The sequence below is a fragment of the Streptomyces sp. NPDC059166 genome (genome assembly GCF_042755185.1).
In the GTDB taxonomy this organism is placed as follows: Bacteria; Actinomycetota; Actinomycetes; order Streptomycetales; family Streptomycetaceae; genus Streptomyces.
The window spans coordinates 1,889-23,754 of sequence record NZ_JBHZCI010000064.1 but is presented as its reverse complement, the minus strand read 5'-3'; the positions used below and the strand labels follow the sequence as shown (position 1 = coordinate 23,754).

The 21,866-nt window shown below is 68.2% G+C and carries 16 protein-coding genes and 3 pseudogenes; 13 read left to right on the top strand and 6 right to left on the bottom strand.

Annotation, left to right across the window (positions count from 1 at the left end):
* Nucleotides 1–73 precede the first annotated feature (73 nt).
* From ACFXOA_RS30855 to aroC, 3 genes and pseudogenes are all read right to left on the bottom strand, one after another.
* Entirely contained in the window at nucleotides 74–310 is a 237-nt protein-coding gene (locus tag ACFXOA_RS30855; RefSeq protein WP_385035232.1) for a hypothetical protein, read from the bottom strand.
* Nucleotides 311–684: 374 nt separating this feature from the next.
* Nucleotides 685–1,242, bottom strand: a complete 558-nt coding sequence (locus ACFXOA_RS30850; RefSeq protein ID WP_385035230.1) for a shikimate kinase — start codon at nucleotides 1,240–1,242, stop codon at nucleotides 685–687.
* Nucleotides 1,200–2,385, bottom strand: a pseudogene (gene aroC, locus ACFXOA_RS30845) (chorismate synthase). Before aroC ends, ACFXOA_RS30850 begins: the two are co-directional and overlap by 43 nt.
* A 148-nt stretch (nucleotides 2,386–2,533) precedes the next feature.
* Here aroC and ACFXOA_RS30840 point away from each other — a divergent pair.
* Both ACFXOA_RS30840 and ACFXOA_RS30835 read left to right on the top strand, forming a co-directional pair.
* Entirely contained in the window at nucleotides 2,534–2,965 is a 432-nt protein-coding gene (locus ACFXOA_RS30840; protein ID WP_385035228.1) for a DUF4259 domain-containing protein, read from the top strand.
* A 515-nt stretch (nucleotides 2,966–3,480) separates the two neighbouring features.
* Nucleotides 3,481–3,861: an SH3 domain-containing protein gene (locus ACFXOA_RS30835; protein ID WP_385035226.1), complete on the top strand. Its 381-nt coding sequence runs from the start codon at nucleotides 3,481–3,483 to the stop codon at nucleotides 3,859–3,861.
* A gap of 121 nt (nucleotides 3,862–3,982) precedes the next feature.
* Here the strand turns inward: ACFXOA_RS30835 and ACFXOA_RS30830 are convergent, their stop codons facing one another.
* Nucleotides 3,983–6,703 (bottom strand): Helicase associated domain protein, encoded by a 2,721-nt coding sequence (locus ACFXOA_RS30830; protein ID WP_385035224.1) that lies wholly within the window; start codon nucleotides 6,701–6,703, stop codon nucleotides 3,983–3,985.
* 93 nt (nucleotides 6,704–6,796) lie between these two features.
* On the opposite strand from ACFXOA_RS30830, the gene ACFXOA_RS30825 reads away from it, so the two are divergent.
* The 3 genes from ACFXOA_RS30825 (at nucleotide 6,797) to ACFXOA_RS30815 (ending at nucleotide 10,301) form a co-directional block, all read left to right on the top strand.
* Nucleotides 6,797–8,425: a helix-turn-helix transcriptional regulator gene (locus ACFXOA_RS30825; protein ID WP_385035222.1), complete on the top strand. Its 1,629-nt coding sequence runs from the start codon at nucleotides 6,797–6,799 to the stop codon at nucleotides 8,423–8,425.
* On the top strand, nucleotides 8,425–9,000 hold the full coding sequence (locus ACFXOA_RS30820) for a transcriptional regulator (RefSeq protein WP_385035220.1): 576 nt from the start codon (nucleotides 8,425–8,427) through the stop codon (nucleotides 8,998–9,000). The genes ACFXOA_RS30825 and ACFXOA_RS30820 overlap by 1 nt, the downstream gene beginning before the upstream one ends.
* A gap of 272 nt (nucleotides 9,001–9,272) precedes the next feature.
* Nucleotides 9,273–10,301 (top strand): DUF6292 family protein, encoded by a 1,029-nt coding sequence (locus ACFXOA_RS30815; RefSeq protein ID WP_385035218.1) that lies wholly within the window; start codon nucleotides 9,273–9,275, stop codon nucleotides 10,299–10,301.
* Between the two features lie 476 nt (nucleotides 10,302–10,777).
* Here the strand turns inward: ACFXOA_RS30815 and ACFXOA_RS30810 are convergent.
* Nucleotides 10,778–10,964 (bottom strand): annotated as a pseudogene (locus ACFXOA_RS30810) (transposase family protein); the annotation flags it as partial.
* Nucleotides 10,965–11,088: 124 nt separating this feature from the next.
* Nucleotides 11,089–11,292: a hypothetical protein gene (locus tag ACFXOA_RS30805; protein ID WP_365097422.1), complete on the bottom strand. Its 204-nt coding sequence runs from the start codon at nucleotides 11,290–11,292 to the stop codon at nucleotides 11,089–11,091.
* Between the two features lie 628 nt (nucleotides 11,293–11,920).
* On the opposite strand from ACFXOA_RS30805, the gene ACFXOA_RS30800 reads away from it, so the two are divergent.
* The 8 genes and pseudogenes from ACFXOA_RS30800 (at nucleotide 11,921) to ACFXOA_RS30765 (ending at nucleotide 21,847) form a co-directional block, all read left to right on the top strand.
* Complete coding sequence (locus ACFXOA_RS30800; RefSeq protein WP_385035216.1) at nucleotides 11,921–14,299, top strand: proprotein convertase P-domain-containing protein; 2,379 nt, start codon at nucleotides 11,921–11,923, stop codon at nucleotides 14,297–14,299.
* A gap of 349 nt (nucleotides 14,300–14,648) precedes the next feature.
* Nucleotides 14,649–15,245 (top strand): hypothetical protein, encoded by a 597-nt coding sequence (locus ACFXOA_RS30795; RefSeq protein ID WP_365097416.1) that lies wholly within the window; start codon nucleotides 14,649–14,651, stop codon nucleotides 15,243–15,245.
* 71 nt (nucleotides 15,246–15,316) lie between these two features.
* Nucleotides 15,317–15,745: a hypothetical protein gene (locus tag ACFXOA_RS30790; RefSeq protein WP_385035214.1), complete on the top strand. Its 429-nt coding sequence runs from the start codon at nucleotides 15,317–15,319 to the stop codon at nucleotides 15,743–15,745.
* Between the two features lie 122 nt (nucleotides 15,746–15,867).
* Nucleotides 15,868–16,677: pseudogene (locus ACFXOA_RS30785) on the top strand (IS5 family transposase).
* A 1,008-nt stretch (nucleotides 16,678–17,685) separates the two neighbouring features.
* Entirely contained in the window at nucleotides 17,686–18,579 is an 894-nt protein-coding gene (locus ACFXOA_RS30780) for a hypothetical protein (protein ID WP_385035212.1), read from the top strand.
* A gap of 588 nt (nucleotides 18,580–19,167) precedes the next feature.
* Nucleotides 19,168–20,397: a hypothetical protein gene (locus ACFXOA_RS30775; protein ID WP_385035210.1), complete on the top strand. Its 1,230-nt coding sequence runs from the start codon at nucleotides 19,168–19,170 to the stop codon at nucleotides 20,395–20,397.
* Between the two features lie 97 nt (nucleotides 20,398–20,494).
* The gene (locus ACFXOA_RS30770) at nucleotides 20,495–20,920 is read left to right on the top strand and encodes a hypothetical protein (protein WP_385035209.1); all 426 of its coding nucleotides are present in this window, start codon (nucleotides 20,495–20,497) and stop codon (nucleotides 20,918–20,920) included.
* Nucleotides 20,921–21,439: 519 nt separating this feature from the next.
* Nucleotides 21,440–21,847 (top strand): DUF3846 domain-containing protein, encoded by a 408-nt coding sequence (locus ACFXOA_RS30765; protein WP_385035208.1) that lies wholly within the window; start codon nucleotides 21,440–21,442, stop codon nucleotides 21,845–21,847.
* Nucleotides 21,848–21,866: the final 19 nt, after the last annotated feature.

The following is a 21,866-nucleotide window of genomic DNA, read 5'->3' as shown; positions in this document are numbered from 1 at the left end:
GCTGGAACAACTCCCACAACTCGTCCGGCACCAACCGCTCAACGATCCCCACCATGGCGCACAGAATACCGAGTCATCCAAATGAGATGACTTCTAAGAAGCGGACCAGGCCCACCGGGACCACCGAACCAGCACTCGTCAGCATGAGTATTGACGTCGCGTCCCAGCGTCGCCCCGACGCGCCGATCTCGGTGAACTTCGGGTCCAGAAGCTCCGAGACCAGAGCTGGCCAAGCAAGCACGTCGGGGCCGAGAAGCCGCATCTCAGCAGCAATCGCTGCCTGAACGGACCGCTCGGTCTCGTAGGCCATGCACGCACCCTACGGACATCTCTGGTCTCGGCACAGTGAACAGTCGACGGTGCGGGCAGCGGGCCGGCAGTGCCGTCATGTCGCGTCAACGTCCCGAGATGCCATCTCGTCGACCATGCCGAAGACCGGTGCCACTCCTCGACATGGTCCACCTGGACGTGAGTGCCCACTTGTCCCGGTCGGCTTTCGGCGAGGCGTAATCCCAGCTCCCGGACAGGAACAGACGCCCGTTCACTGCCGCCGAGGCGCCGATGGGAGACAGGCGCAAATCCCTGGCCTGGCAGTGGTGGCCTTGCCCGCGGTCCCGATGTACTGCAGGATCACGCGCACCTACGCGTTGCGCCCTTGAAGAATGCGATGCGTGTCATCGATGATCAACACGGTGGGCTCGACGACAACCGGCCCAGTACCTCTTCAGCTACCTGTACAGGTGTCCGCGCATGGGTAGTCACGGTGAGACGCGCAGCCTCCTGGTACAACGTCCGGCGTGCGGCCGCCAGACGGGCCCACCGCTGCCGCAGGTCGCCTGCCAGCAAGGGCCTTGAGGTGTCAGATTGGAGACGTGCGACGGCATCTTCGCATGTGACGTCAAGGAAGACGGTGGGCGTACACCGGAGCAGTGCTCTTGTCTTCGCAGACAAGACGGCGCCCGCGCCGAGAGCAATTACGCCGGTGTGCCCGGCTACAGCCCGTCGCACGGCACGCTCCTCCAGTGCACGGAAGAAGTCTTCGCCGTACACGGCGAAGATCTCTGCAATCGACGCCCCTGTTTCCTCCACGACGTCCTGATCGGTGTCGCGGACGGTGACGTGAGCAGCATTCGCCAATGCTTCTGCCACGGTGCTCTTTCCCGCGCCGGGGGGGGCGATCAGTACCGCGAAAGGGAGGCTCACCGTATCGCCATGTGGTCCGTGTAGTTCGTGACGTTGCATCGCGTTTCGCGGACGCTATCACCGCCGAATTTTTCTGCCACTGCGTCCGCCAGCACCAACGCCACCATTGCCTCAGCGACGATTCCTGCTGCCGGGACCGCACACACGTCGGAGCGCTGGTGGTGGGCTGTGGTGGCTTCTCCGGTGGCAGTATCGACGGTGGCCAGAGCCCGCGGTACCGTCGCGATGGGTTTCATCGCCGCCCGTACACGCAGCAGTTCGCCCGTCGAAATTCCGCCCTCCGTTCCGCCTGAGCGGCCAGAGGACCTGCGAACGCCGTCAACGGTGGGAACGATCTCGTCGTGCGCACGGGAGCCGGGCAGATGGGCGAGTTCGAAGCCGTCACCGATCTCGACGCCCTTGATTGCCTGGATGCTCATCAGGGCGCCGGCGAGCCTGGCGTCAAGGCGCCTGTCCCAGTGCGCATGTGAACCAAGGCCCACCGGGGCACCATAGGCGAGGATCTCGACTACTCCCCCCAGGGTGTCGCCGTCGCGGCGCGAGCGGTCGATTTCTGCGACCATGGCCCGCGATGTGCCGGGATCCAGACAGCGCACCGGGTCAGCGTCGAGTTCTTCTACGTCCGCTGGCTTTGGGCAGACTCCGTGTGGAGCCCTTACAGACGACAGCTCGGTGATGTGACTGAGGATCTCGATGCCGGCCGTCTCCTTGAGGTAGGAGCGGGCTACCGCTCCCAGTGCCACACGGGCAGCGGTTTCCCGGGCGCTCGCGCGCTCCAGCACGGGGCGGGCGTCGTCCAGGTGGTACTTCTGCATCCCCGCAAGATCGGCGTGCCCTGGACGGGGTCGGGTCAGGGGGGCATTGCGCGCCTGCTGTGTGAGGACGCCGTGATCGACGGGATCAGCTGACATAACGCTCTGCCACTTCGGCCACTCGGCGTTGCCGACCATGATGGCGATCGGTGACCCGATAGTCAGTCCGCGCCGTACCCCGCCGAGAATGGTCACCTCATCGCGCTCGAACTTCATTCCTGGCGCCGCGACCGTATCCGAGCCGCCGCCGGGCAAGGTGGCCGGCCACCATGGCGGTGGTGACGGGCACTCCGCAGGGCATGCCCTCCAGCGTCGCCACCAGTGCGGGCCCGTGGGACTCCCCGGCTGTCAGCCAGCGCAGTGCGCTCACATTCGACTCCTGTCGTTACTGAGGGGTCAGGCGCCATGTTCGGCCGCGCAGGCTTCGGCCTTCTTCGCAAACGGGTCCTGCTCGCCCCGTAGCCGTGTTGTCAGTGCCTGATGCGAAGATCCCGGCGAGCATACGCAAGGAGATCAGCATGGGCACCTGGGATACCGGTCCCTTCGACAACGACACAGCCGCGGACTTCGCCAACGCGCTCGACGATGCCGAGCCCGAGGCACGTGAAGCCCTGATCCGAGGCGTCCTCATCCGGACGATCGACGCAACCGGCTACCTCGCGGAAGCGGAAGAGGCGGTGGCCGCCGCCGCTTTGATCGCGGCGCAATGCCCGGGAGGCGAACCCGTCGACATGTCCTATGGGCCGGAAACACCGATGCCCGCGTTCCCTTCCGACCTTCGGGTACTCGCCGACGAAGCCCTCGCCCGCATCGTCGGCGACGAGGATGGGCCGGCCTCAAACTGGGTCGACCCGGAAGACTGGAAGCAGTGGCGAGCCATACTGACGCGCCTTCGCGCAGTGCTCGCCCCGCCACCCCCGTCCATTGCTCTCTTCGACGTCCAGCCGTAACGGAGCGTCACACAGCACGAAAGCTGAGCCAGACCCGCTCGAAGTGAACGAAGCCAGCACCCTAGATCTGCTGGTGACCTTGATGTCGATACCAGCGTCCCCGCCACGCCCGTTGACCGCCTCCACGCTCGCGGACGCCTCGTACATCCGGTGCACCAGCGCCTCGACAATCCTGTCGAACCCTGGCTGCCCGGCCCGATCCCACTCAATAGCCACAGGTCCCCCGCTCCGCGCCGGTCTTGCTCGCCTCATCGTCCCACCCGGCACCGACAACACCGCAGTTCCGCCGTCTTCGCCCACTCAGCGGTCCGCCGGTCGATGACCCGCGTGACCCTTACTCCGTGGATGACGTTGGGCGTTCAGTAGAACGCTTCCAGCCGTCCCTGGACCTTCTTTCAGGCATTGAGGGAAGTGCGTGGGGCTGGTGAGGCGCCAGTTGTGTTGACTCCATATCGAATATCCGACCGAAACCTGTCGCGACAGCTCGCGCGCGGCAGCTCGAAGAGGAGATCGTTTTGAAGTTGCACGCTGGCTTTCGGAAGGCCAAGAAGACGGCGATCCTTTCCACGGCCCTGCTCGGCCTGGTCATACCGGCGAACGCTCTGATCACTGCCGCGCCGGCTGCCGCTGTCTCCTGCATCGGAGTGGGTTGGAGCAATCGCGACGCCGGCGAAGGCGACCTGGTGAAGAGCGGCACCCATCTGAAGGCCGGCCCGTACTCGTCATGCGACAGCGTGACGACTGAAGTCCCCTACAAGACCCACGTGTACTACCACTGTTATGTGGTCAACGACTACGGCAACACCTGGACCCACGTGCGGATCGCTGGAACGAGCATCGAGGGCTGGACCTCGGACGACAACCTCGACGACGGTGGTGCGCTCAACCGCTGCTGAGTCGGTGGCGACACCGCTTGGCGGGACGGTGCTTCCGGGTCTTCCTCCCGTGTGAGACCGCAACCCGAAATCACCACAGGGTGGGCCGCAAGAGAGACGTCTTGCGGCCCACCCCGCTGCACTACGCCGCCGCCCACTCCAGCCCGAGGGCGGCGAGGAGTGCGAGCTTGTCGGCGGCCAGCTTTCCCCTGCGGGTCTTGCTGTTGGTCAGAAACACACCCAGCCGCACCGGGTGCTCCTGGCCGTCGACAGTGACGGTTTCGATGTGGGTTCGGGGGACGGTCACGCTTCCGGTGCGGGCCCGGTACTGCTCCAGCGCGAGGATCCCGCGCTCGAACGCCCCTGTCGACGCTGCCGGCTTCTTCTTCGGCGCGGCGGGCAGGGGTGTCAGCCCGAGCCCTTCCAGTCGCTGCCGCTGCTCGGGCAGCAGCCCCTCCCACACTTCGTGTTCGCGTTGCCGGAGGATCCAGGCGCCGACGTCGCACCCGTTCACGGTGACGCCGGGCAGGACCTCGGTCAGGCCGTGCTCCTCCGATAGGAGGGTCCGGGCGGTGGCGTAGTGGCGCTGCCACTCGACGGACCACGCGGGCTTCCAATCCGGGTCGATGTCCTCCAGCGCCCGGCAGCGTTCGTCGGCGCGTACGGGGTCGGTACCGAGGCCGCTAGGGCGACGGAGGTTGGCGAGCCACTGGCCTACCGCGACCCCGTCCCAGGCGGTGTTCCTGGGGCAGGCCAGGGTGGAGTGCGCGGCGTAGTAGGAGCGGGCAGCGTTCAGGTTCCGCCAGAACCCCGCGTCGCCGACCGACCAGACCATGCCCACTTCGTTCAGGAGGTCTGTCCGCCAGGCTTTGAGGGTTCCGGCCCCGAAGGCGCGGCGCTGTTCGCTGACCCAGCTTCCCAGTGCGTAGGTGGCGCCGCCGTCGCCGAGTTCGATGGTGGTGTCGCTGGGGACCTGGGCGTGGCCGTGCTTGTGGGCCCAGGTGCGCAGGGCGTTGTATCCGGTGAGCCAGATTTCGGTGTCGGGGCGCAGGACGCGGGTGCGCAGGAACAGGGCGACGGCCTGCGGGTCGCGGGGGAGGGAGAACCGCAGCAGCGGCGTCGTGATGGGGGGGATGCCTGGCGCGGCGTCGGTCTCCTCGTCGTCCTCGCTCTGGCCCTCGTCGGCGCCCTGTTCGGGGCCGCCTTCCTCGGTGCCGGCCACCGCGGATCCCAGCCCGTCGCCCTGGCCGTCGTCCTGGTGGTGCTCGTCGTCCTGGTCGTCGTGCTCGTCGGCCGGGGACGGCTGTTGGGGGTCGAGGGCGAGGACGGAGGTGATCTGTCCTCGTGCGGTGGTGATGGGCAGGGCCATGCGTTCGATGACCCGGTCGTCGTGTGCACGGAGCCCTTGGAGGATTGCGACCAGGCCGCGGTAGCTGGAGGACGCCATCATGTCGCCGGGGTCCTCGCCGGGCTCCAGGAAGACGGGCACGATGATGCGGCTGATCTTGCCGTCGCCGGGTTCCTGGCGCAGGGCCCGTCCGATGATCTGGACGATCTCGACCGGCGAGGAGCGGGTGTCGGCGAAGACGACGGCCTGCACGCCGCGCTTGCCCCTGATGTCGACCCCCTCACCGAGAACCCGGCAGGACGCCAGGAACGACAACTCGGTGACCCATCCTTCGGCGTCCAAGCCGTCGGCGTACCGGTTCAGGACGTCGCGGCGGTGGGTGGCGGGGTGTTCGCCGGAGAGCCACTCGGAGCCGACACGGGCCGGGTAGGCGGCGGGGTCGGCCGTGTGGAGGCGGGCTGCGGTCTCCGGCATCGCCCGGCTGAACGCCATGGCGTCCAGTGTCCGGGAGTGGAACGTCATGTAGCTGCGGACGCCCGACTCGTCGGCGTGCTTGAGGAGCGCGGCTTGGAGGGCGGCGAGCCGCCGGCCGCGGCGCTCTTCGTCGGTGGCCTGCTCGCTGAGTGGTGAGGGGTCGCGGATCTCGAGTACGTCGACCTCGAACCGGGCGAGGATTCCCCTTTCCACGGCCTCCATGAGGCCGGTTTCGTGGAGGACCGGCCCGTACAGGGTGGTGTCGTCCATCGAGGCGACGAGCCGCCCGCCCAGCACCTCCCCGCCGTTCTGCCCGGGGGCCCCGGCCCCGGTCGAGCCGGGCTCGTCGACGTCGGTCTCCTCCGCGCGGGGGCCTGCTTCCCACAGGCGGGGGGTCGCGGTCATGTAGAGGCGCCGGGCGGCGGGGATGCGGTCCTGGTGGTGAACGGACGCCCAGGCCTTCGAGCCGTCTCCCGACGTGCGGTGCGCCTCGTCGACCACCAAGAGGTCGAAAGGGGCCAGTTTCTGTCCGTAGGAACCGCGCAGTGCCTGTTCCAGAGCCCCGGGCGCGGTGGCGTCCGGGGTGTCGTCCTGGTCGTCGGCGAGGCCTTGCCCGGCGAGGCTCGCGTACGTCGCGAACACCAGCATCGGCCCCGTCCCGGCCCACAGGGCGAGCTGGGTGGGGTTGGTCGTGCACCGCACCCCGAGCGCTTCCAGCAGCGGGTCAGCGCCGAGGGAGCAGACGGCGACGGCCGGGCCCTGGTGCCCGGCCCTGCGCCATGCCTCGATCGTCTGGGTGAGCAGGTCAAGGGTGGGGACCAGGACGCCGATCATGCCGTTCGGGCACAGGCGCAGCGCGGCGACGGCCGCGGTGATGGTCTTGCCGGTGCCGGTGGCCATGTGGACCTGTCCGCGCAGCCCACCCACCGGCAGCGCCCCGTCGGCGGGAAGGGACAGGCCCGACACGATCCGTTCGACGGCCTCGACCTGGTGCGGCCGGAGGGTGATCCCGGACCCGTTCGCCTGCGGTGTCTGCTGCATACCCCTATGCTCCTCGCTACGCGCCGTCCAAATGCAGTATGTCCGCTGCACAATCTAGCATCAAATACAGGTCAGTGATGGTACAGTTTTCTCATGAACGATCCAGTGAGTGTTGAATCGCTGCTCGAAGAGGCCCGGCTCGCCAAGGCCATGCCGCCGCCGGAGGAGCGCCTGCGGCTGCGCGAGGCGGCCGGGCTGACCCGCGCCCAGGTCGCCACCGCGGTCGGGGTCTCGCGCGGCACGGTCCTTGCCTGGGAGAGCGGGAAGAGTGACCCGACCCCGCCCGGCCGCCTGCCCTACCTGCGCCTGCTGGAGGGCCTGGCCGAGCTCCACCCCGCCCCGGCCGACCCGGCGGACAACCCGGTCGCGGCCCTGTTCAACAACCAGCCCGGCACCGCCCCCGCCCGGGCCGCCGCCGAGACGCCCGCTGTCGCGGTGCCGGCCGCGCTGACCGGGCTGGAGACGCTGCGCGGTGAGGACGGCCGGGCGATCGAGGGTGACCCGGGCCCGTGCGTGCGCTGCGGGGTCGAGACGACCTACCAGTCCACCGATGGCCGCCCGCTCCACTCCGGGGCCATGTGCCAGCCCGCCGCCACCGCAACGCCCCCGGCCGCGCCCACGGCGGCACCGCCCGCACCCGCCCCGGCCGCCGCTCCCGCTCCGGCGGCTGCCCCGGCTGCGTCGCCTGTTCCGGCCAGGGTGCCGACCCGCCCCCAGCGCCGCTCCAAGAGCGCCGAGCGCGCGGAAGCGGACCTCATGGGGCTGATCCGGGGCGCGGTCGAGCACGAGGCCGAGCGAGCCGGCGGAGACGAGGACGCCGCGCTGAAAGCGCTGATCGGCCGGGCGATCCCGGACGTGATGCACCTGTTCAACGAGACACGGGCCACCGCCCGCTACGAATACACCGCCTACCCGGCGCTCCCCGACATCCTCCACAAGCCCTCGAAGCGGGAGCCGGATCAGATCTGGGAGGCCCGCCCCGCCTACAACAACCCCGCCTACTCGATGCGCGCCGCCCAGCGGGACGTCAAGGTGACCGCTCTGGACGTCAACGCCGCCTACCTGTCGGCGCTGAAGGTGTGGCTGCCGATCGGGAAGCTGGAGCACACCACCGGATCGGACGGCATCGGCCCGAAGCGGTCCGGCGTCCACCTGATCACCCCCGCCCCCTGGACCCACCCCCACCTGCCCGACCCCCTCGGCGACCGCGACACCCCCGGCGCACTCTGGATCACCGACGCCACCCTCCGTCTCCTGCTGCGCCTGTCCGGCCCCAAGTGGGCCCTGACCGAGGCCCCGACCGTCCACGAGTCCTGGACGTCCGGAGCGACCGAGAACTTCCTCGACGCCCTGCGCAAGCTGCTGGTGGCCGCACGGTCGGAGGCGATCGCCGCCGGGGACGTCCTGACGCTGGAGTACGTCAAGGCCATGTACAGCAAGTTCGTCAGCACGATGGGGGAGTCGGTGCACAACCGGGAGATGGTCCGCCCGGACTGGATGCACAACATCCATGCCCAGGCGTTCGCGCTGCACTGCGGCCGCGCCTACAAAGCCCACCAGGCCGGGCTTGACGTCGTCGCCCTGAAGCACACCGACGAGCTGCACGTCACCGGGGACTGGCGGCAGGTGTTCACCGAGGGCCGGGGCGTGTCCGAGCTGAAGATCAAGCAGGGTGACGGCAAGACCTCCGGTGAGTACCTGGTCGGGAAGGTGGGCGGCTGATGGCCGGCCGCTGGATGGACTTCGGGAGGTACGGCGCGAACGGGGCACCGGGAGCGGAGGCGCTCGGCATCGCCATGGAGGGGATGGTGCGAGGCATTGCCTCGCCCGTGGACAGTGAGCGCGGTCTCGCCGCCCGCCTGAACTACCTCACGAAGTCGGATGCGGGGTATGAGGCGATGGACCGGGCCGGGGTCCATGTCTCCCCGCGCACCCTGATGGCCTGGCTCGCCGAGGAACGCACCCCGAACAAGGCGAACCTGGCCCGGCTCGACGCGGCGTACTGGGACCTGCGCCGCCGCAACGTCGCCGCGGATCTCAAGAACCGGCTGAACAACAACGGCCGGGGGACCCGGGTGGAGATCAACCCGGTGAACCAGGGCGGGGTTGAGCAGAAGTACCGGCGCGACCTTGCCCCCCGCAGCGTCAACGTCCGGGGCGTCTGGGACCGGGCCGTGGACGCGTGGATGGACGACGACCTGGACGAGCTCGACGCGGTGTGGGACGAGATCCTGGACCTGATCGGCTCGGACTACGACGGCTACAGCTACGTGTCCTCGATCGGCTGGGCCGCCTGACCCCGGCGTCTCAGGCAAGGCCCGCCCCCGGCACTGGAATTGCCGGGGGCGGACCGGTCCCGACGGGCCCGGCACGCACGGTCGCGGGAGGTGCGTGAGCACGTCCAGGACGTAAAAGGCCGGCACCCAGTCCGTTCAAGGAACGGGTGGCAAGGGTGCCGGCCACAACACAACCACCCCGAAGGGGGCCCACCCGCAAGATACCCGCGTATCGGACCGGACCGAAGCCGGTACGGTTTTTTTGACACAGCGAGTCCTGGAGGAACATCCCCGTGATCAGAGCAGGCCGGCAGCACCTCGTGCGCAACCTGGCGGACCTCGCCGCGCAGCAAGGGGTCGGGATCGACCGCTACGCCCATCTGAAGCCGTATGCCGCCGAAGGGTTCCCGGCCCCGGTCAACTCGAAGGGTTCCCGCACGCGGCTCTACGACGGGGAGCAGGTCGACGCCTATCTCCTCGGCAAGCCGGTCCCTCCGCTCCCGGACCCGGAGGTCGAGGACGACGGGGACCTCCTGGACCGCCGCGAGTGCGCGGCACTCCTCGGGGTGGCCCCGAACACCTGGGACATCTACAAGCGCGCCCCCGCCCTGACCGAGGCCCGCATCGAGGCGGGCGGGGTCGACCACTGGCCCCGCCACGCAGTGAAGGCGTTCCAGGCGGGCCGCCCCGGACGGGAAGCGGCCGCGACCCGCGGCGGCCGGCCCACGCACACCGGCGACCAGGTCCCGCGCGACCAGGTCCCCGAACGCGTCGCCGAGCTGCTCGACGCCGACCCCACCATCAGCGCCGCCACCGTCACCACCCGCCTCGGTGTCCACCGCGACACCGCACAACAGGCCCTCACCCGGCTGCGCGCCGACCGCATCGCCGACCACATCGAAGCCCACCCGACCCTGACACCAGCGGAGGCCGCCGCCCAGCTCGGCTACCCGGCCGGACAGGTACGCCGCGCCACCGCACGCGCCGAAACCGTCCTGCGCGCCCGCCACGCCGCCCCGTACCTGGAAGGTGTCGCCGCCGCCCTGCAGCGCGCCGGCTGGACTACGGAGCAGGCCGCGCCGGACGTCCAGTTCCCCGACGACGCCCACGTCGTTGCCGCGCTCGTCCTCGACGGCGACCAGGTCCCGGCCCCCGCCCTCGTGTGGGACGAGCGCTACGGGTGGCGCACCGCGGCCTCGCGCAGGCACCCGATCACCAAAGGCGCCGTTCTTCCCACGGAGGGCGATGGTGTGCGCTACCTGACCGGGGGCATCACTCCGCCGCCCGGCGACGTCGTCGCCACCCTCACGCCCGGTGAGTGATTCCTCTCTCGGCGCGCCCTCCGACCGTTCTGACCCCTGACAGAACGGTTCGGCACCCCCGGCCCCACGCAGCGCCTGCTCCGGCTTGGTTATGTGCCCGCGCTCGCCGTACCCACACGACCCGACGACTCCTCGGAAGGCAGACAGACCGCTGCGGGTGGCTGCTCTTCCAGCTTCTCCGTGTGGGTACGGGACACTGCTGCTTCCTCGTCCGCGCCCGCCCGGGCATACGCGGTGGCGGACTCGTTCCACGCGTCACGCACCTGCCCCGGATCGGCACCCGCGGCGGTCAGGGTCGTGGCCAGCTCACCCCATCCCTCACCAGCCCGGAACCAGTCCTCAGTTGAGGTCAGCATCTCAACAGCCTGCTGGCCGGCTGCCACAGCTTCCTCGAAACGGCTCAGCCCCCTGTCGTCGACCAAGGCGCAGCGGTGAGCGGGGACACCCGCGTGCGTGGCGGCGATTTTGTAGAACTCGGGGTTGGGCTCGGCGAGCAGGCCGGTGACTGCGGTGGCGTAGGCATGGGCGGTGCCGGCGGACATCCCGAAGGCCGCGGCGATCCGGGCCAGGTGTCGTGGCGGCGCAGGTACACCAATGCGTTCAGCGCCCGCCGGTGAGGCGAAGCTTGCACCGGCAGTCACCTTCACGGGTGGCGATGAGCATCGTGACGCACTCGACCAAGGCGTGAGGCAGGTCGGTCGGGCACCTGCCTCAACGGCACGGGAGCCCTGTCCGGAGCGCACTCCGAACCCATGCCGCGCTGTCACCCGTGGCTACTCTGACGAGCTCAGTGGCGAGACGACGGCATCTCGTCACCTTGCGCGATGCTCACAGTAGTGACGTCCACTTCGCAGCTGCGAGCACGGCGCTTCGCCTGGGTGCTACTGACCAGGTAGAAAACCGCTCCAGGTGCAAGGAGGAGGGTGCAGAAAATAGCGGTGGCGAGCCCGGCGCCGACCATGAGGATCGCCCACAGGATCCAGACGACCACGAGAGCGAGGATGGCGGCAGTGAGCCATAGGAGGCTTCTGACTATGAGTGACACTCCGCGTGGTCCTGACGGGTTGGCGAAGTGTGGGTCGCCCTGCCTTGTGATCTGCACCGGACGAATGTACATGCCATCTTCACATGAGGCACACGGGCGCCCGCGTGACCTTGCGCACTCCGGGCTTGCATAACTGGGAAGTTACCTTCCGGTTTGCTGTCGAGATCCTGCCGACCTGAATCCGTCGGGCGTTCGATTTCGGCGATTACTGATCGACCGGGCGGCAGGTTCACATCAAGAAGTTTGCGCAAGTAATGAACCGGATGCGGCCCTCCGACTCCATGACACCTTGCAAGACCTTCACAACTCGCTCTAAGGTCCGTGCCGATCCAGGGGTGATCGGCACGAGGGGGCGTGCGGCACTTCGACACCTTTGCTGGCGGAGCGCGGGGAGCTCCGCCTCCCGGCCGTGCGAGAGACGAGGCCGTCTCCTTTTCTACGCGGCAGTTGCGGCATCCGTGCCGCCCTAGTTGCTACTTGATCGAGCCAGCGCACGGAGGTTCGTGCTGGGCTCTCGCAACTGGGGTGCCACTTCAACTGGCGGGCTGCGCCTGCCCACTTCCACGAGAGCGATATGAACAGACCGATATGGGCCGTGGTGGCGACCGCGGCGATGGCCTTGGCCATCGGGGCGGCGCCGGCGGCGGCTAGCACTCACTCGCCTAATGCTCCAGCTTCTGCGGCGAACGGGTCCATCGACCCGAAGCTGTACGACCTTGCGGCCAAGAAGGGCACTGCTCGCGTCAACGTCGTGACGGAAGAGCGAGCGGACCTATCCAGCGCATCCGCTGCGGGCAAAACGATGCAGAAGTTCCAGAAGCTGCCGATGGTCACGCTCCAGGTCGACAAGGGCGGCCTTGACGCTCTGGCCACCAAGCCTGGCGTGGTGAGTGTGACGGAGGACACCCTCTCGGACCCCACCCTGGACACCAGCGTGCCCTTCATCGGGGGCGATCAGGCCATCAAGAAGGGCAAGACAGGCAAAGGAAGCGCAATTGCCGTCATCGACACGGGAGTGGCGGTAAAGCATCCGTTCCTCCAGGGACGTGTGATCTCCGAGGCGTGCTTCTCGCCGATCGACCCCGCGTACTCCGCCACGAGCCTGTGCCCCGGAGGAACAGAGGCTGAGGAAGGGCCAGGAACAGCCGACTCCGAGGCTGGCCCCTGCGCAACCATCACCGAGTGCGAGCACGGAACGCATGTCGCAGGCATCGCGGCCGGCGACGGAGCTGGCATCGCTGCAGCTCCCGTCTCGGGTGTCGCCCCGGATGCCGACGTGATCGCCATTCAGGTGTTCAGCAAGCTGGATTCCCCTGACTACTGCGGTGAGGGCAACACGCCCTGCGTCAAGAGCTTCAGCAGCGCTCAGGTCGCGGCGCTGGAGAAGGTTCTGCAACTTCAGCAGGCGGGCACTCCGGTGATCGCCGCGAACGTCAGCCTCGGCGGCGGACAGTACAGCTCTCCCTGCGGCTCCGACGTACGCAAGCCCATGATCGACGCCCTGCTCGAAGCCGGAGTCGCCACCGTCGTCGCAGCAGGCAACAACGGCTTCAGCAACAGGGTCAACAGCCCCGCCTGTGTCGACACCGCAATCACCGTCGGCTCCTCGAGCTACGCCGACACAGTCTCGGATTTTTCCAACCGCGGCGCCCTGCTCGACCTGCTCGCACCAGGGGAAGGCATCGTCTCTTCTATACGCAAGGGTGCGTACGCGGCCGAGAGCGGCACCTCAATGTCGGCACCACACGTAGCCGGCGCACTTGCCGTCCTGCGCCAGACGTATCCCACCAAGCCCATTAACGAACTCGAACAGTTGCTCAAGTCGACCGGCAAGCCCATCGTCGACGGGACTGTGACCACCCCCCGTCTGGACATAGGCAAGGCCCTGGGGGAGAGCGAGCCGACCTCGCCGCCTACGCCAGACTCCAAGCCGCAGGCGTCCCACATCAGCAACTACAAGGCTTACGCCATCCCCGATCCGGGAATCGTGCAGTCGCCGGTGACGATCTCCGGGGTGACGGGCAAGGCGTCCAAGTCGCTACAGGTGCATGTGAATCTGACGCACGACTGGCACCCCGAGGTCAAGATCGACCTGATTGCCCCGGACGGCAAGTCCTACCCGCTCAAGGCAACTGGCGGAAGCCAGACCCAAGGTGCACTGAGCGCGACATACACCGTGGACGCCAGCGCATCCCCCGCCGGCGGCACATGGAAGCTGCAGGTGGAGGACCGCTCCAAGGGCGGTGGCGGCACACTCAGGAGCTGGACTCTGATCCCGAATTCGTTCGCGAAGAAGGGAACCGTCGCCATCCCGGATGCGGGCACGCTCGACTCAGCCATTGCCGTCGCCGGCCTGCCCGGCGCGGCCTCCGGGGCACTGCAGGTGCAGGTGGACGCCGTCCACGAGTGGTCCGGGGACCTTAAGGTCGACCTGATCGCTCCTGACGGGAAGCCCTACCCGGTTAAGTCCACCTCCGCGACTGACTCACCAGTCAGCGGCACCTACACCATCGACGCGCACACCTCTCCCGCGAGTGGGACCTGGACGCTGCGGATCCAGGACACATCGACCGGCGCCGTCGGCTCGCTGAAGGGTTGGTCGCTCGACTTCCCTTCGTACGAGAGCCAGACCCCTGTCGTCCTGCCTGATGCCAACTACGTGCGTTCGCCCATCACGGTCAGCGGACTCACGGGCACAGCCCCCAAGGCACTCAAGGTGTATGTCGACATCACCCACGGGTGGCTCGGCGACCTTACTATCCACCTGGTCGATCCGAACGGGAAGCTGTACCTGCTCAAGCCGGATTCTTCATCGGAGTCAGGCGGCACCCTTCAACACATTTACACAGTGGATGTCAGCACAGCGCCGGCATCCGGCACGTGGAATCTCAACATAGATGACACGGACGCAGGTTCCACTGGCACACTGAACGGTTGGTCTCTGACCTTCTGACTGCTTTCGTCTGCGCAATGAGATGAGAAAGGCGGCTCGATCCGAGAATCCGGACGAGCCGCCTTTCTCATCCTTCGGCAGGACAACGTTGTCTTCCGCGCAAGCTCAGATCTAGCTCAAACAATTGAGCTTTTTCTTCAACGGGGCGGATGTCGTGCAAGAATTCATCTCAGGGCGCAGTTCCAAAGGGGAACGCGTACTGATTGTGGGGGGCACAATGTCCGTACGTACCAGAGTTGCGGTCAGCGCAGTCAGCAGCATTCTGATTCTTGGCGGTGCGGCTTCGCCGGCACTTGCGGACACGGACGTTCCGGTCGACGCGCCAGTGATCGCGGAGGGCTCGACGATTGTGTCGGACGACCTCGGCGATGCCCCGTCCGGGGGAGGAGAGGTCCTCAGCGGTGTCGAGTCCATCGACGAGCTGAACGAGGATCTCGATCTGCCCGGCCAGGTGGATGGACCGGACCTTCCCGATGAGCCCATTACCGGCACGGAAGACCTCTCTTCGCCCACCGGGCAGTACTGCGGCAGCCCTTACAACTTCGTGCACATCAGCAGGAACCTGACAAACACCATGTCTGTCAAGTACAGCACGTTCGTGCAGAACAAGCGCAGCAGCACCATGGACTTCAAGTTCACCTCGAAGAAGTCCGGCACGACCGAGATCGGTGCTTCCGTCAGCCTCAGCGGCGAGGCCAAGGTCCTGTGGCTGGGGAAGATCAAGACCGAGGTCACCGCGTCGGTCAAGAAGTCTTGGACCTCCGAGTTGGGAGTCGAGGCCTACGGCAAGGTCAAGGCGCACAAGACCGTGTACGGCGACTACGGCATCAAGAAGGAGAAGGTGTACGGCTACATCGCCCGCGCCAACAGCAACTGCACTATCAGCAACAAGAAGTACATGGACGTCTGGGCCCCGTACCGTGAGGGCTGGGTCATCAGCGGCTGACCAAACCCGTACACGAGAGGTGCCCCGGAGACCTTAAGGCCTCCGGGGCACCCCACTTGAGGAGATCTCTGATGCGCAAAGTTGCACTCGTCGCCCCGGCGCTGCTCGCCTTGCTTCTCTCGGCATGCTCATCCGGGGACGGCGAGTCCACGAAGGAAGCGGACGCCAAGCCAGCATCTACGCCTGCGACCGCAAGTAAGCCCCTCGACCTGAAGCTGCCGAAGAAGGCTGATTACTTGATCCCGGAAACTGCTGGGAAAGGCACCCAGGAAATCGACTCCTTCGTTTCGGCCAAGGACGTCTACACCGTTCACGTACGATGCGGTGGGCGGGGGAATCTTTTCCTTCGAAGCGAGGATTCAGACCCGGTGAAAGTCAAGTGCGGAGGCCCGGTAGCCATCGGCAACGTCTTCGTCGACAAGGGTGACGAGCAGAGCTTGACGGTGTCACCCGATAGCGAGGAGACCGCATGGGCGATCGCAATTCTGGACGGGAAGTAAAAACTCGCATCGTAATATCCGGCAACAGGATTGCGTTGAATTCCTTTGAGCTCCTAACACGATCTTGCTGAATCGTCCTGGTAGGCCGTTACCGGTGTGATGATTCGGCCGTTCGTGAGGGTGTGGGTACTCGACCGTGGATCGTGGACGATGCGTTGTGGGCTCTGGTCGAGCCGTTGCTGCCGCCGTGGCCGGAGCGGTCGCCGGGGCCCAGGCCGGTGTCGGACCGGCTCTGCCTCCAGGGCATCCTGTTCGTCCTCTACAACGACATAGCCTGGCAACTCCTGCCCGTGGAGCTGGGTTTCGGATCGGGGCAGACGTGCTGGCGCCGGCTGGACCGGTGGCAGCAGGCAGGAGTCTTCGACCAGTTGCATCGGGTCCTGCTCGCCGAGCTGAACGCGGCCGGTGAACTCGACTGGTCGCGTGCGTGTGTGGACGGTTCCCACATTCGCGCGAAAAGGGGGGCGCCGACACCGGTCCGTCGCCGGTCGACCGGCGGAAAACGGGCAGCAAACACCACCTGATCTGCGACGGACGCGGCACCCCGCTCAAGGTCATCACGACCGCGGCCAACGTCAACGACGTCACCCAGACCCTCGCCCCTGGTCGACGGCATCCCACCCGTCGCAGGCCGACCCGGACGACCCCGCCGACGACCAGAGGCTCTGCTCGGCGACAAGGGCTATGACTCCAACGCCCACCGCGACGAGCTCCGTCGCCGACGAATCCTGCCCGTCATCTCCCGCAAGGGATCACCGAACATCAAGGGCATCGGCAAGCTGCGATACGTCGTGGAGCAGACGTTCGCCCTGCTCCACCACTTCAAACGACTCGCCGTCCGCTGGGAACGCCGCACCGAACTCCACGACGCCTTCGTCTCCCTCGCCTGCAGCCTCATCTGCTACCGACGCCTCAAGAAGACCCGACCATGATCGTGTTACGAGCTCTAAGGGCCATCAGCGTAGTTCGACCACGCGCTCGCTATCAGCCAGTTCGGCACAAGAGACCCCGGCCGGGGCAAGGACAGAGCGGCGTTGCCGATGAGCGGCCAACCACGCGACGTCCCGCCGCCCCCTCGATCACCCGGAGCGCCGTGTTCCCACGGAGGACGGCGGCGCTACCTCGCCGGAGGCATCACCCCACCGCCCGGCGACGTCGCTGGCGCCGCACCCCGAGAGCCGGCCCGGGTTGTTCGTGCGCCTGGCTGCCGCGCTCGCGTGCCGTGTCGGCGCGGCCCTTGCGGCGACCCTGCTGCGGGTGAGGGTCGAACGGGTGACGAGACGTACACGGTGCCCGACGCCAAGCCGGTGGTCGAAGTGCTGGCCGGTACGAGGCGTCGCGGCACGCTGATCGTCGTACGGATCCCGATGAGCACAGCCATGCGATCCCGAACGGGCCTTTCTGTAGGGGCTGTTACCGCGTGGATGCATCCGGAAGGCGACATTCAGAAGTCGTGTTTGTGTGAGTTTGTCTTGTAGCTGGGCCTGGCGAACCGTGGCGAATCGTGTGCTGGAGCCGCTGGTGGCATGTGCCCCTGACAGGGCCCGGCAGACTCATGACACCGGGACGCTCCGTCGGCTGTTTTCACGCCGCGGCGTCCGCTGTCCGACGGGCCGTGCTGTCCCAGCGCGCTTCGTAGAGCACCAGTCGAGTAGGGAGCCCGCGCACTCGTGTGCGCCGATCACCATGCTGAATTCCGTCGTCGAAAGCGTCGTCTCGCAGTACATAGTCGCGGTCCTGGTCGCGGTCACACTGGCGCTGCTGGCAGCCGCGCGCGCCCGCTGGGCCCCGAAGGGCAAGGACCGCGCGCCCACCCCGCCGCCGGCGGGAAGCGAGCCGCCGTGCCGCCCGCCCGGGTACACAACCCGGCCCGCGCGGCCGACCCGGCGGACCCGCCGAGTGATTCGGTCGTCACACGGACGACGAAAGGAGTCGTCGTCATGACGACACGTAAGCCCCGGCGCTTCGACCGTCCGGAGGCCGAGGTAGACCGGGAACGCGCCTGGGCGCACATGCTGGAGACACCGGGAGGCGTCCGGCGTAAGGACGCCCTCGGGATCACCGACGCGAAGCGGTTAGGGGAGATCGCCCGCCGGTACGACCAGATCTGCCGGCGGGCCCAAGGCCGCCTGCGACCCGAGGTGTCCGAGACCGACGTGCTCGCCGCGCTCCTGGTGCTCGGCACACTGCGGGACAAGCTCCTCGATGACGAGCTCATGCTGATCACGCTGGCACGCTCCTACGGCGTGACGTGGACCCGGATCGCTGATGCACTGGGGATGAAGAGCCGGCAGTCCGCCGAGCGTCGGCACCTCCAGCTCAGCCAGTCCACGCGTGCCGACGGCATCCGCCCCCCTACCCAGAACGAGCGCGTGGAGCACACCCGTGAGCGCCGCCGCCGCCGAGCGGAGCGGCACAAGGCACTGGCCAACGCCGACGCCATCCGCGCTGCCGCGCTGGCCCTGACTGCCATCCCGGATCTCCAGGAGCGCGCGAACCGATCCCGGGAGGGGACGCTCATGGCGGCCCCCGTCAATCAGGACAGCATCGACAAGGGCCCGGTCGACATGAACTGGCCCAGCGCCCTGGAGGAGTGCCTTGCGGAGCACCTGCGGTTCCGAGCAGACCCACAGGCCCATCTCAGCCCGGACGGTCTGGCACCGGGCGACAGGGAGTGGCAACTCCAGCAACAGCAGGCTGACATCCTGCACCGCATGCTCGGCCTGCTGCGCTATGCGGCGAATTCGCGGTATCTGGACCTGTCCGATTACCCCGACCTGCGGGAGCGGGTGGCCCGTCTCGACTACGACCCCGCGATTCGCACCCGCAGCTGACGACCGGCAGGGCTGCACCTTTCTGACCGGCGGCCCAAGGTGCGCAGCGGCCCGGTCCAGGGCCTGGCAGCCCAGGGCGCACCGGGCCTGACGGCCCGTTCATTCCGGGTGGGGTGGGGGCGGGGGGTTGACGGGGCGCCGCGTGCAGGGGTGATCCGCTGCGCTCCTCACCCCTGCGGGGCGTGCCGGTCCGCTCCGCTCCCCGGCCGAGCGCTCCGCGCTCTCACGCCCGAGGGTGCCGGGGCCGCCGGGCCGCTCCGCGCCCCGGGCCGCGCGCTCCGCGCGCTCGACCCCGCCACCCTCCCTGCCGGGTCCGCTCCGCTCCCCACGGCGGGACCGTCCGGCCAGGCGGGGCAGCGCTTCGCGCCACCCCGAGCGCTCCGCGCTGCCGGACGGAACCCGCGCCGCTGCGCGGCACGGGCGCGGCACCCCGACAACCCCCCCGCCCTCACCCCACTCGTATGGGTTGACCTGCGGAAACGCTTCGAAAACAACCCTGCAGAGCATCATTACACGGTACAGTTGTCTTGTTGGTCGGCGGTGGCAGCCGACCACGCAACACACCCCACCCGCTCTCAAGGGAGACCCATGTCCGAGCACTCCACCCCGATGGCGACCGCGCACGTCACCGCCCCCTACGGCCCGCTCACCGACGCCCTCAAGACCGCCGAGTTCGGCACCCTCTGCGCCACGGCCCCGGCTCAGACCGGTGTGCTCATCGAGGCCGACGACACCGGCCTGACCCTGCGCACCAACGACTGGGAGACCGCCGTCTCCATCACCGTGCCCACCGCGACCGTCACCCAGGCCGGAGCCTCGCTGCTCCCGCTCGCCCAGCTCACCAAGGCCATGAAGGCGATGGTCGCCGGAGAGACCAAGGCGACCGCAGCACGCACCCCCGTCACCCTGGCCGGGGACCTCCTGAGCACCGACCACCTCACCGTCCCGATCGAGTCGTTCCCGGTCAGCGAGTTCGCCCCGGCCAAGAAGCCCGCGCCCCTCGCCGCCCACATCGACGCCCAGGACCTCTACCGCGAGCTCCAGCGCGTCATCCCAGCTGCCGGCACGGACGACACCCTCCCCGTACTGACCGGCGTGCAGGTGACCCTGACGGGCTACACGCTCACCCTGGCGGCCACCGACCGCTACCGCCTCGCCGTCGCCGACGTCCCCGCCACCCCGCACCCCGACCACCCGGCCACCACCGCCGAGCACCCCCTGACCGCGCTCATCCCCGCCACCGTTTTGACCCGCCTCTCCAAGCACCTCAAGACCTGCACCGGCCCCGTCGGCATCGCGTTCGGCACCCCCGAACTCACCCTGACCGTGGGCGACACCACCCTCACCATCCAGCCCCGCGAAGGGGCCCTGCCCCGCTACAGCGCTCTGTTCCCCACCACGGTGGACACCTCCCTCACCCTGGACCGCGCCACCGCGCAGCGCGCCCTGAAGAAGTGCACCGCCCTGATCGCCGCATCGGGCTGGCAGGGCAGCCCGGTCACCCTCCGGTGGGACGACGACGGCACCCTCACCCTCGCCCCGCGCATCGGCGAGCCGGACGACCTGGCCCGCATCAAGGGCATGCACCTGGCATCCACCACGCTCCACGGGCCCACCCCCACGGCCCGCGAGCTCCACACCAACCCCGCATTCCTCAAGGACGCCCTGGACGCGTTCGCCGGGGCCAACACCCTCACGCTCCACCTCCGTGACCCGAAGGAAGGCAGCACCAACCTGCCGCCCCTCGTGCTCACCACAGGCACCCGCCCGACCGGCGACGGCTACCGCCACCTCCTGATGCCCGTACGCGCCTCCTGACGCCCCCAGCAGCCAACCGGGCGGCCGCAGCCCCGACCACCACGGCGCGCCGCCCCACACCGGGCCCACGGCCCGCCCACAACGCGAGGAACCCTTGATGCCCGACCAGAACGACCACCTGATCACCGCCGCCACCGAGCCGCCCCCGGCACCCCCGCACAGGCTCCGCCTGCACCACCCCGCGCCCGGCATCGAGTACCCGTTCAGCATCAGCGACATCGCCCACGCCACTGCCGCACTCCTCGGCCCCACCTGGGCTGCCGACGCGGGCCACTGGGGCATCTGTGGCTACCTCTGGGGCCCCTACACCGCGCCCTTCACCCTCCTCGTGGACGTCGAAGGCGACCTCTGCCTCACCTACGACCGCGCGGCCGCCGACGAGTGGCCCGACGACCCCCAGCTCCCCGACGGCGCACAGGAGTTCTCCGCCGGCCTTTTCCTCCCCGACCTGTGCGTCGTCGATGGACTGGACCACATCGCCCAACACCTCGCCGCCGCCGTACGCGCCGTCACCGGCACCTGAACACCGACCCCAGGGGCGCAGCGAAGCACGACAGCAGGCCGGACCGAGCGGGGCGCAGCAAGGCACCGCCAAGCCCGACGACCTGACCAACAGCCATATGGGTGGTGCCCGGCGGCGGGCGCTCGACGGCCCGCCGCCTGCGGGGTGATCCGCTGCGCTCCTCACCCCGCAGGGCGTGCCCGGCCGCTCCGCGCCCGGACCGAGCGCTCCGCGCTCTCACGCCCGAGGAACCCGGCCCGCCGGACCGCTCCGCGCCCGGCCGCACGCTCCGCGCGCTCGAACCGGCCCCCTCACCGCCCGGCAGCGCTCCGCGCTCCCGAACGGGCCCCAACCGCTACGCGGTAGGGGCGCGGCGACCCGCCAACCGCCCGCCGCCGGGCACCACCCATATGGGTTGACCTGCGGAAACGCTCCGAGAATCACCCCGTGCAGCAATAAAGCAAGGTACAGTTATCTTGTTGGTCGGCGGTGGCAGCCGACCAACCCAACACACCACACCGACCCCGCGAAAGGGACCCAATGACCACCGCACAGCAGAACCGGTACGCCCTGATTCTCCGCACCAACGGCGAATTCGAAATCCTCGACTGGCCCACAATCGGCGCAGGCGGACACCTCGAAATCCTCTACCGCGCGATCGACTGCCAGGCCGTGGACGCCGTCGACATCTCGCCCAGGCTCACGATGTGGCTCAACGACGAAGGGCTGATGACCGACGCTCCGGTAAACCGGCCTGCAACGATCCTCTACGCCATCCACAACGAGCCCCACCAGCACTACGTAGGAAACGTAGTCATCACCGGAGGAACCGACCCGCGCGGCGAAACCCTCGGCCTCACCAATGAGGACATCGCCGGACTCATCGAATTCCACCTGACCTTCCTTTCCGTCGCGGTCCCCGGACAGCGCGACTGGTGCGCAAGCTAAATCCCCAACCGGGCGGCGG

Bases quoted from the DNA above. Each gene is read 5' to 3' on its own strand.
- ACFXOA_RS30790 (WP_385035214.1), top strand. From the start codon at position 15,317: ATGCGCAAAGTTGCACTCGTCGCCCCGGCGCTGCTCGCCTTGCTTCTC.
- ACFXOA_RS30780 (WP_385035212.1), top strand. From the start codon at position 17,686: ATGACGACACGTAAGCCCCGGCGCTTCGACCGTCCGGAGGCCGAGGTA.
- ACFXOA_RS30800 (WP_385035216.1), top strand. From the start codon at position 11,921: ATGAACAGACCGATATGGGCCGTGGTGGCGACCGCGGCGATGGCCTTG.
- ACFXOA_RS30850 (WP_385035230.1), bottom strand. From the start codon at position 1,242: ATGCAACGTCACGAACTACACGGACCACATGGCGATACGGTGAGCCTC.
- ACFXOA_RS30770 (WP_385035209.1), top strand. From the start codon at position 20,495: ATGCCCGACCAGAACGACCACCTGATCACCGCCGCCACCGAGCCGCCC.
- ACFXOA_RS30830 (WP_385035224.1), bottom strand. From the start codon at position 6,703: ATGCAGCAGACACCGCAGGCGAACGGGTCCGGGATCACCCTCCGGCCG.
- ACFXOA_RS30775 (WP_385035210.1), top strand. From the start codon at position 19,168: ATGTCCGAGCACTCCACCCCGATGGCGACCGCGCACGTCACCGCCCCC.
- ACFXOA_RS30855 (WP_385035232.1), bottom strand. From the start codon at position 310: ATGGCCTACGAGACCGAGCGGTCCGTTCAGGCAGCGATTGCTGCTGAG.
- ACFXOA_RS30840 (WP_385035228.1), top strand. From the start codon at position 2,534: ATGGGCACCTGGGATACCGGTCCCTTCGACAACGACACAGCCGCGGAC.
- ACFXOA_RS30765 (WP_385035208.1), top strand. From the start codon at position 21,440: ATGACCACCGCACAGCAGAACCGGTACGCCCTGATTCTCCGCACCAAC.
- ACFXOA_RS30820 (WP_385035220.1), top strand. From the start codon at position 8,425: ATGGCCGGCCGCTGGATGGACTTCGGGAGGTACGGCGCGAACGGGGCA.
- ACFXOA_RS30825 (WP_385035222.1), top strand. From the start codon at position 6,797: ATGAACGATCCAGTGAGTGTTGAATCGCTGCTCGAAGAGGCCCGGCTC.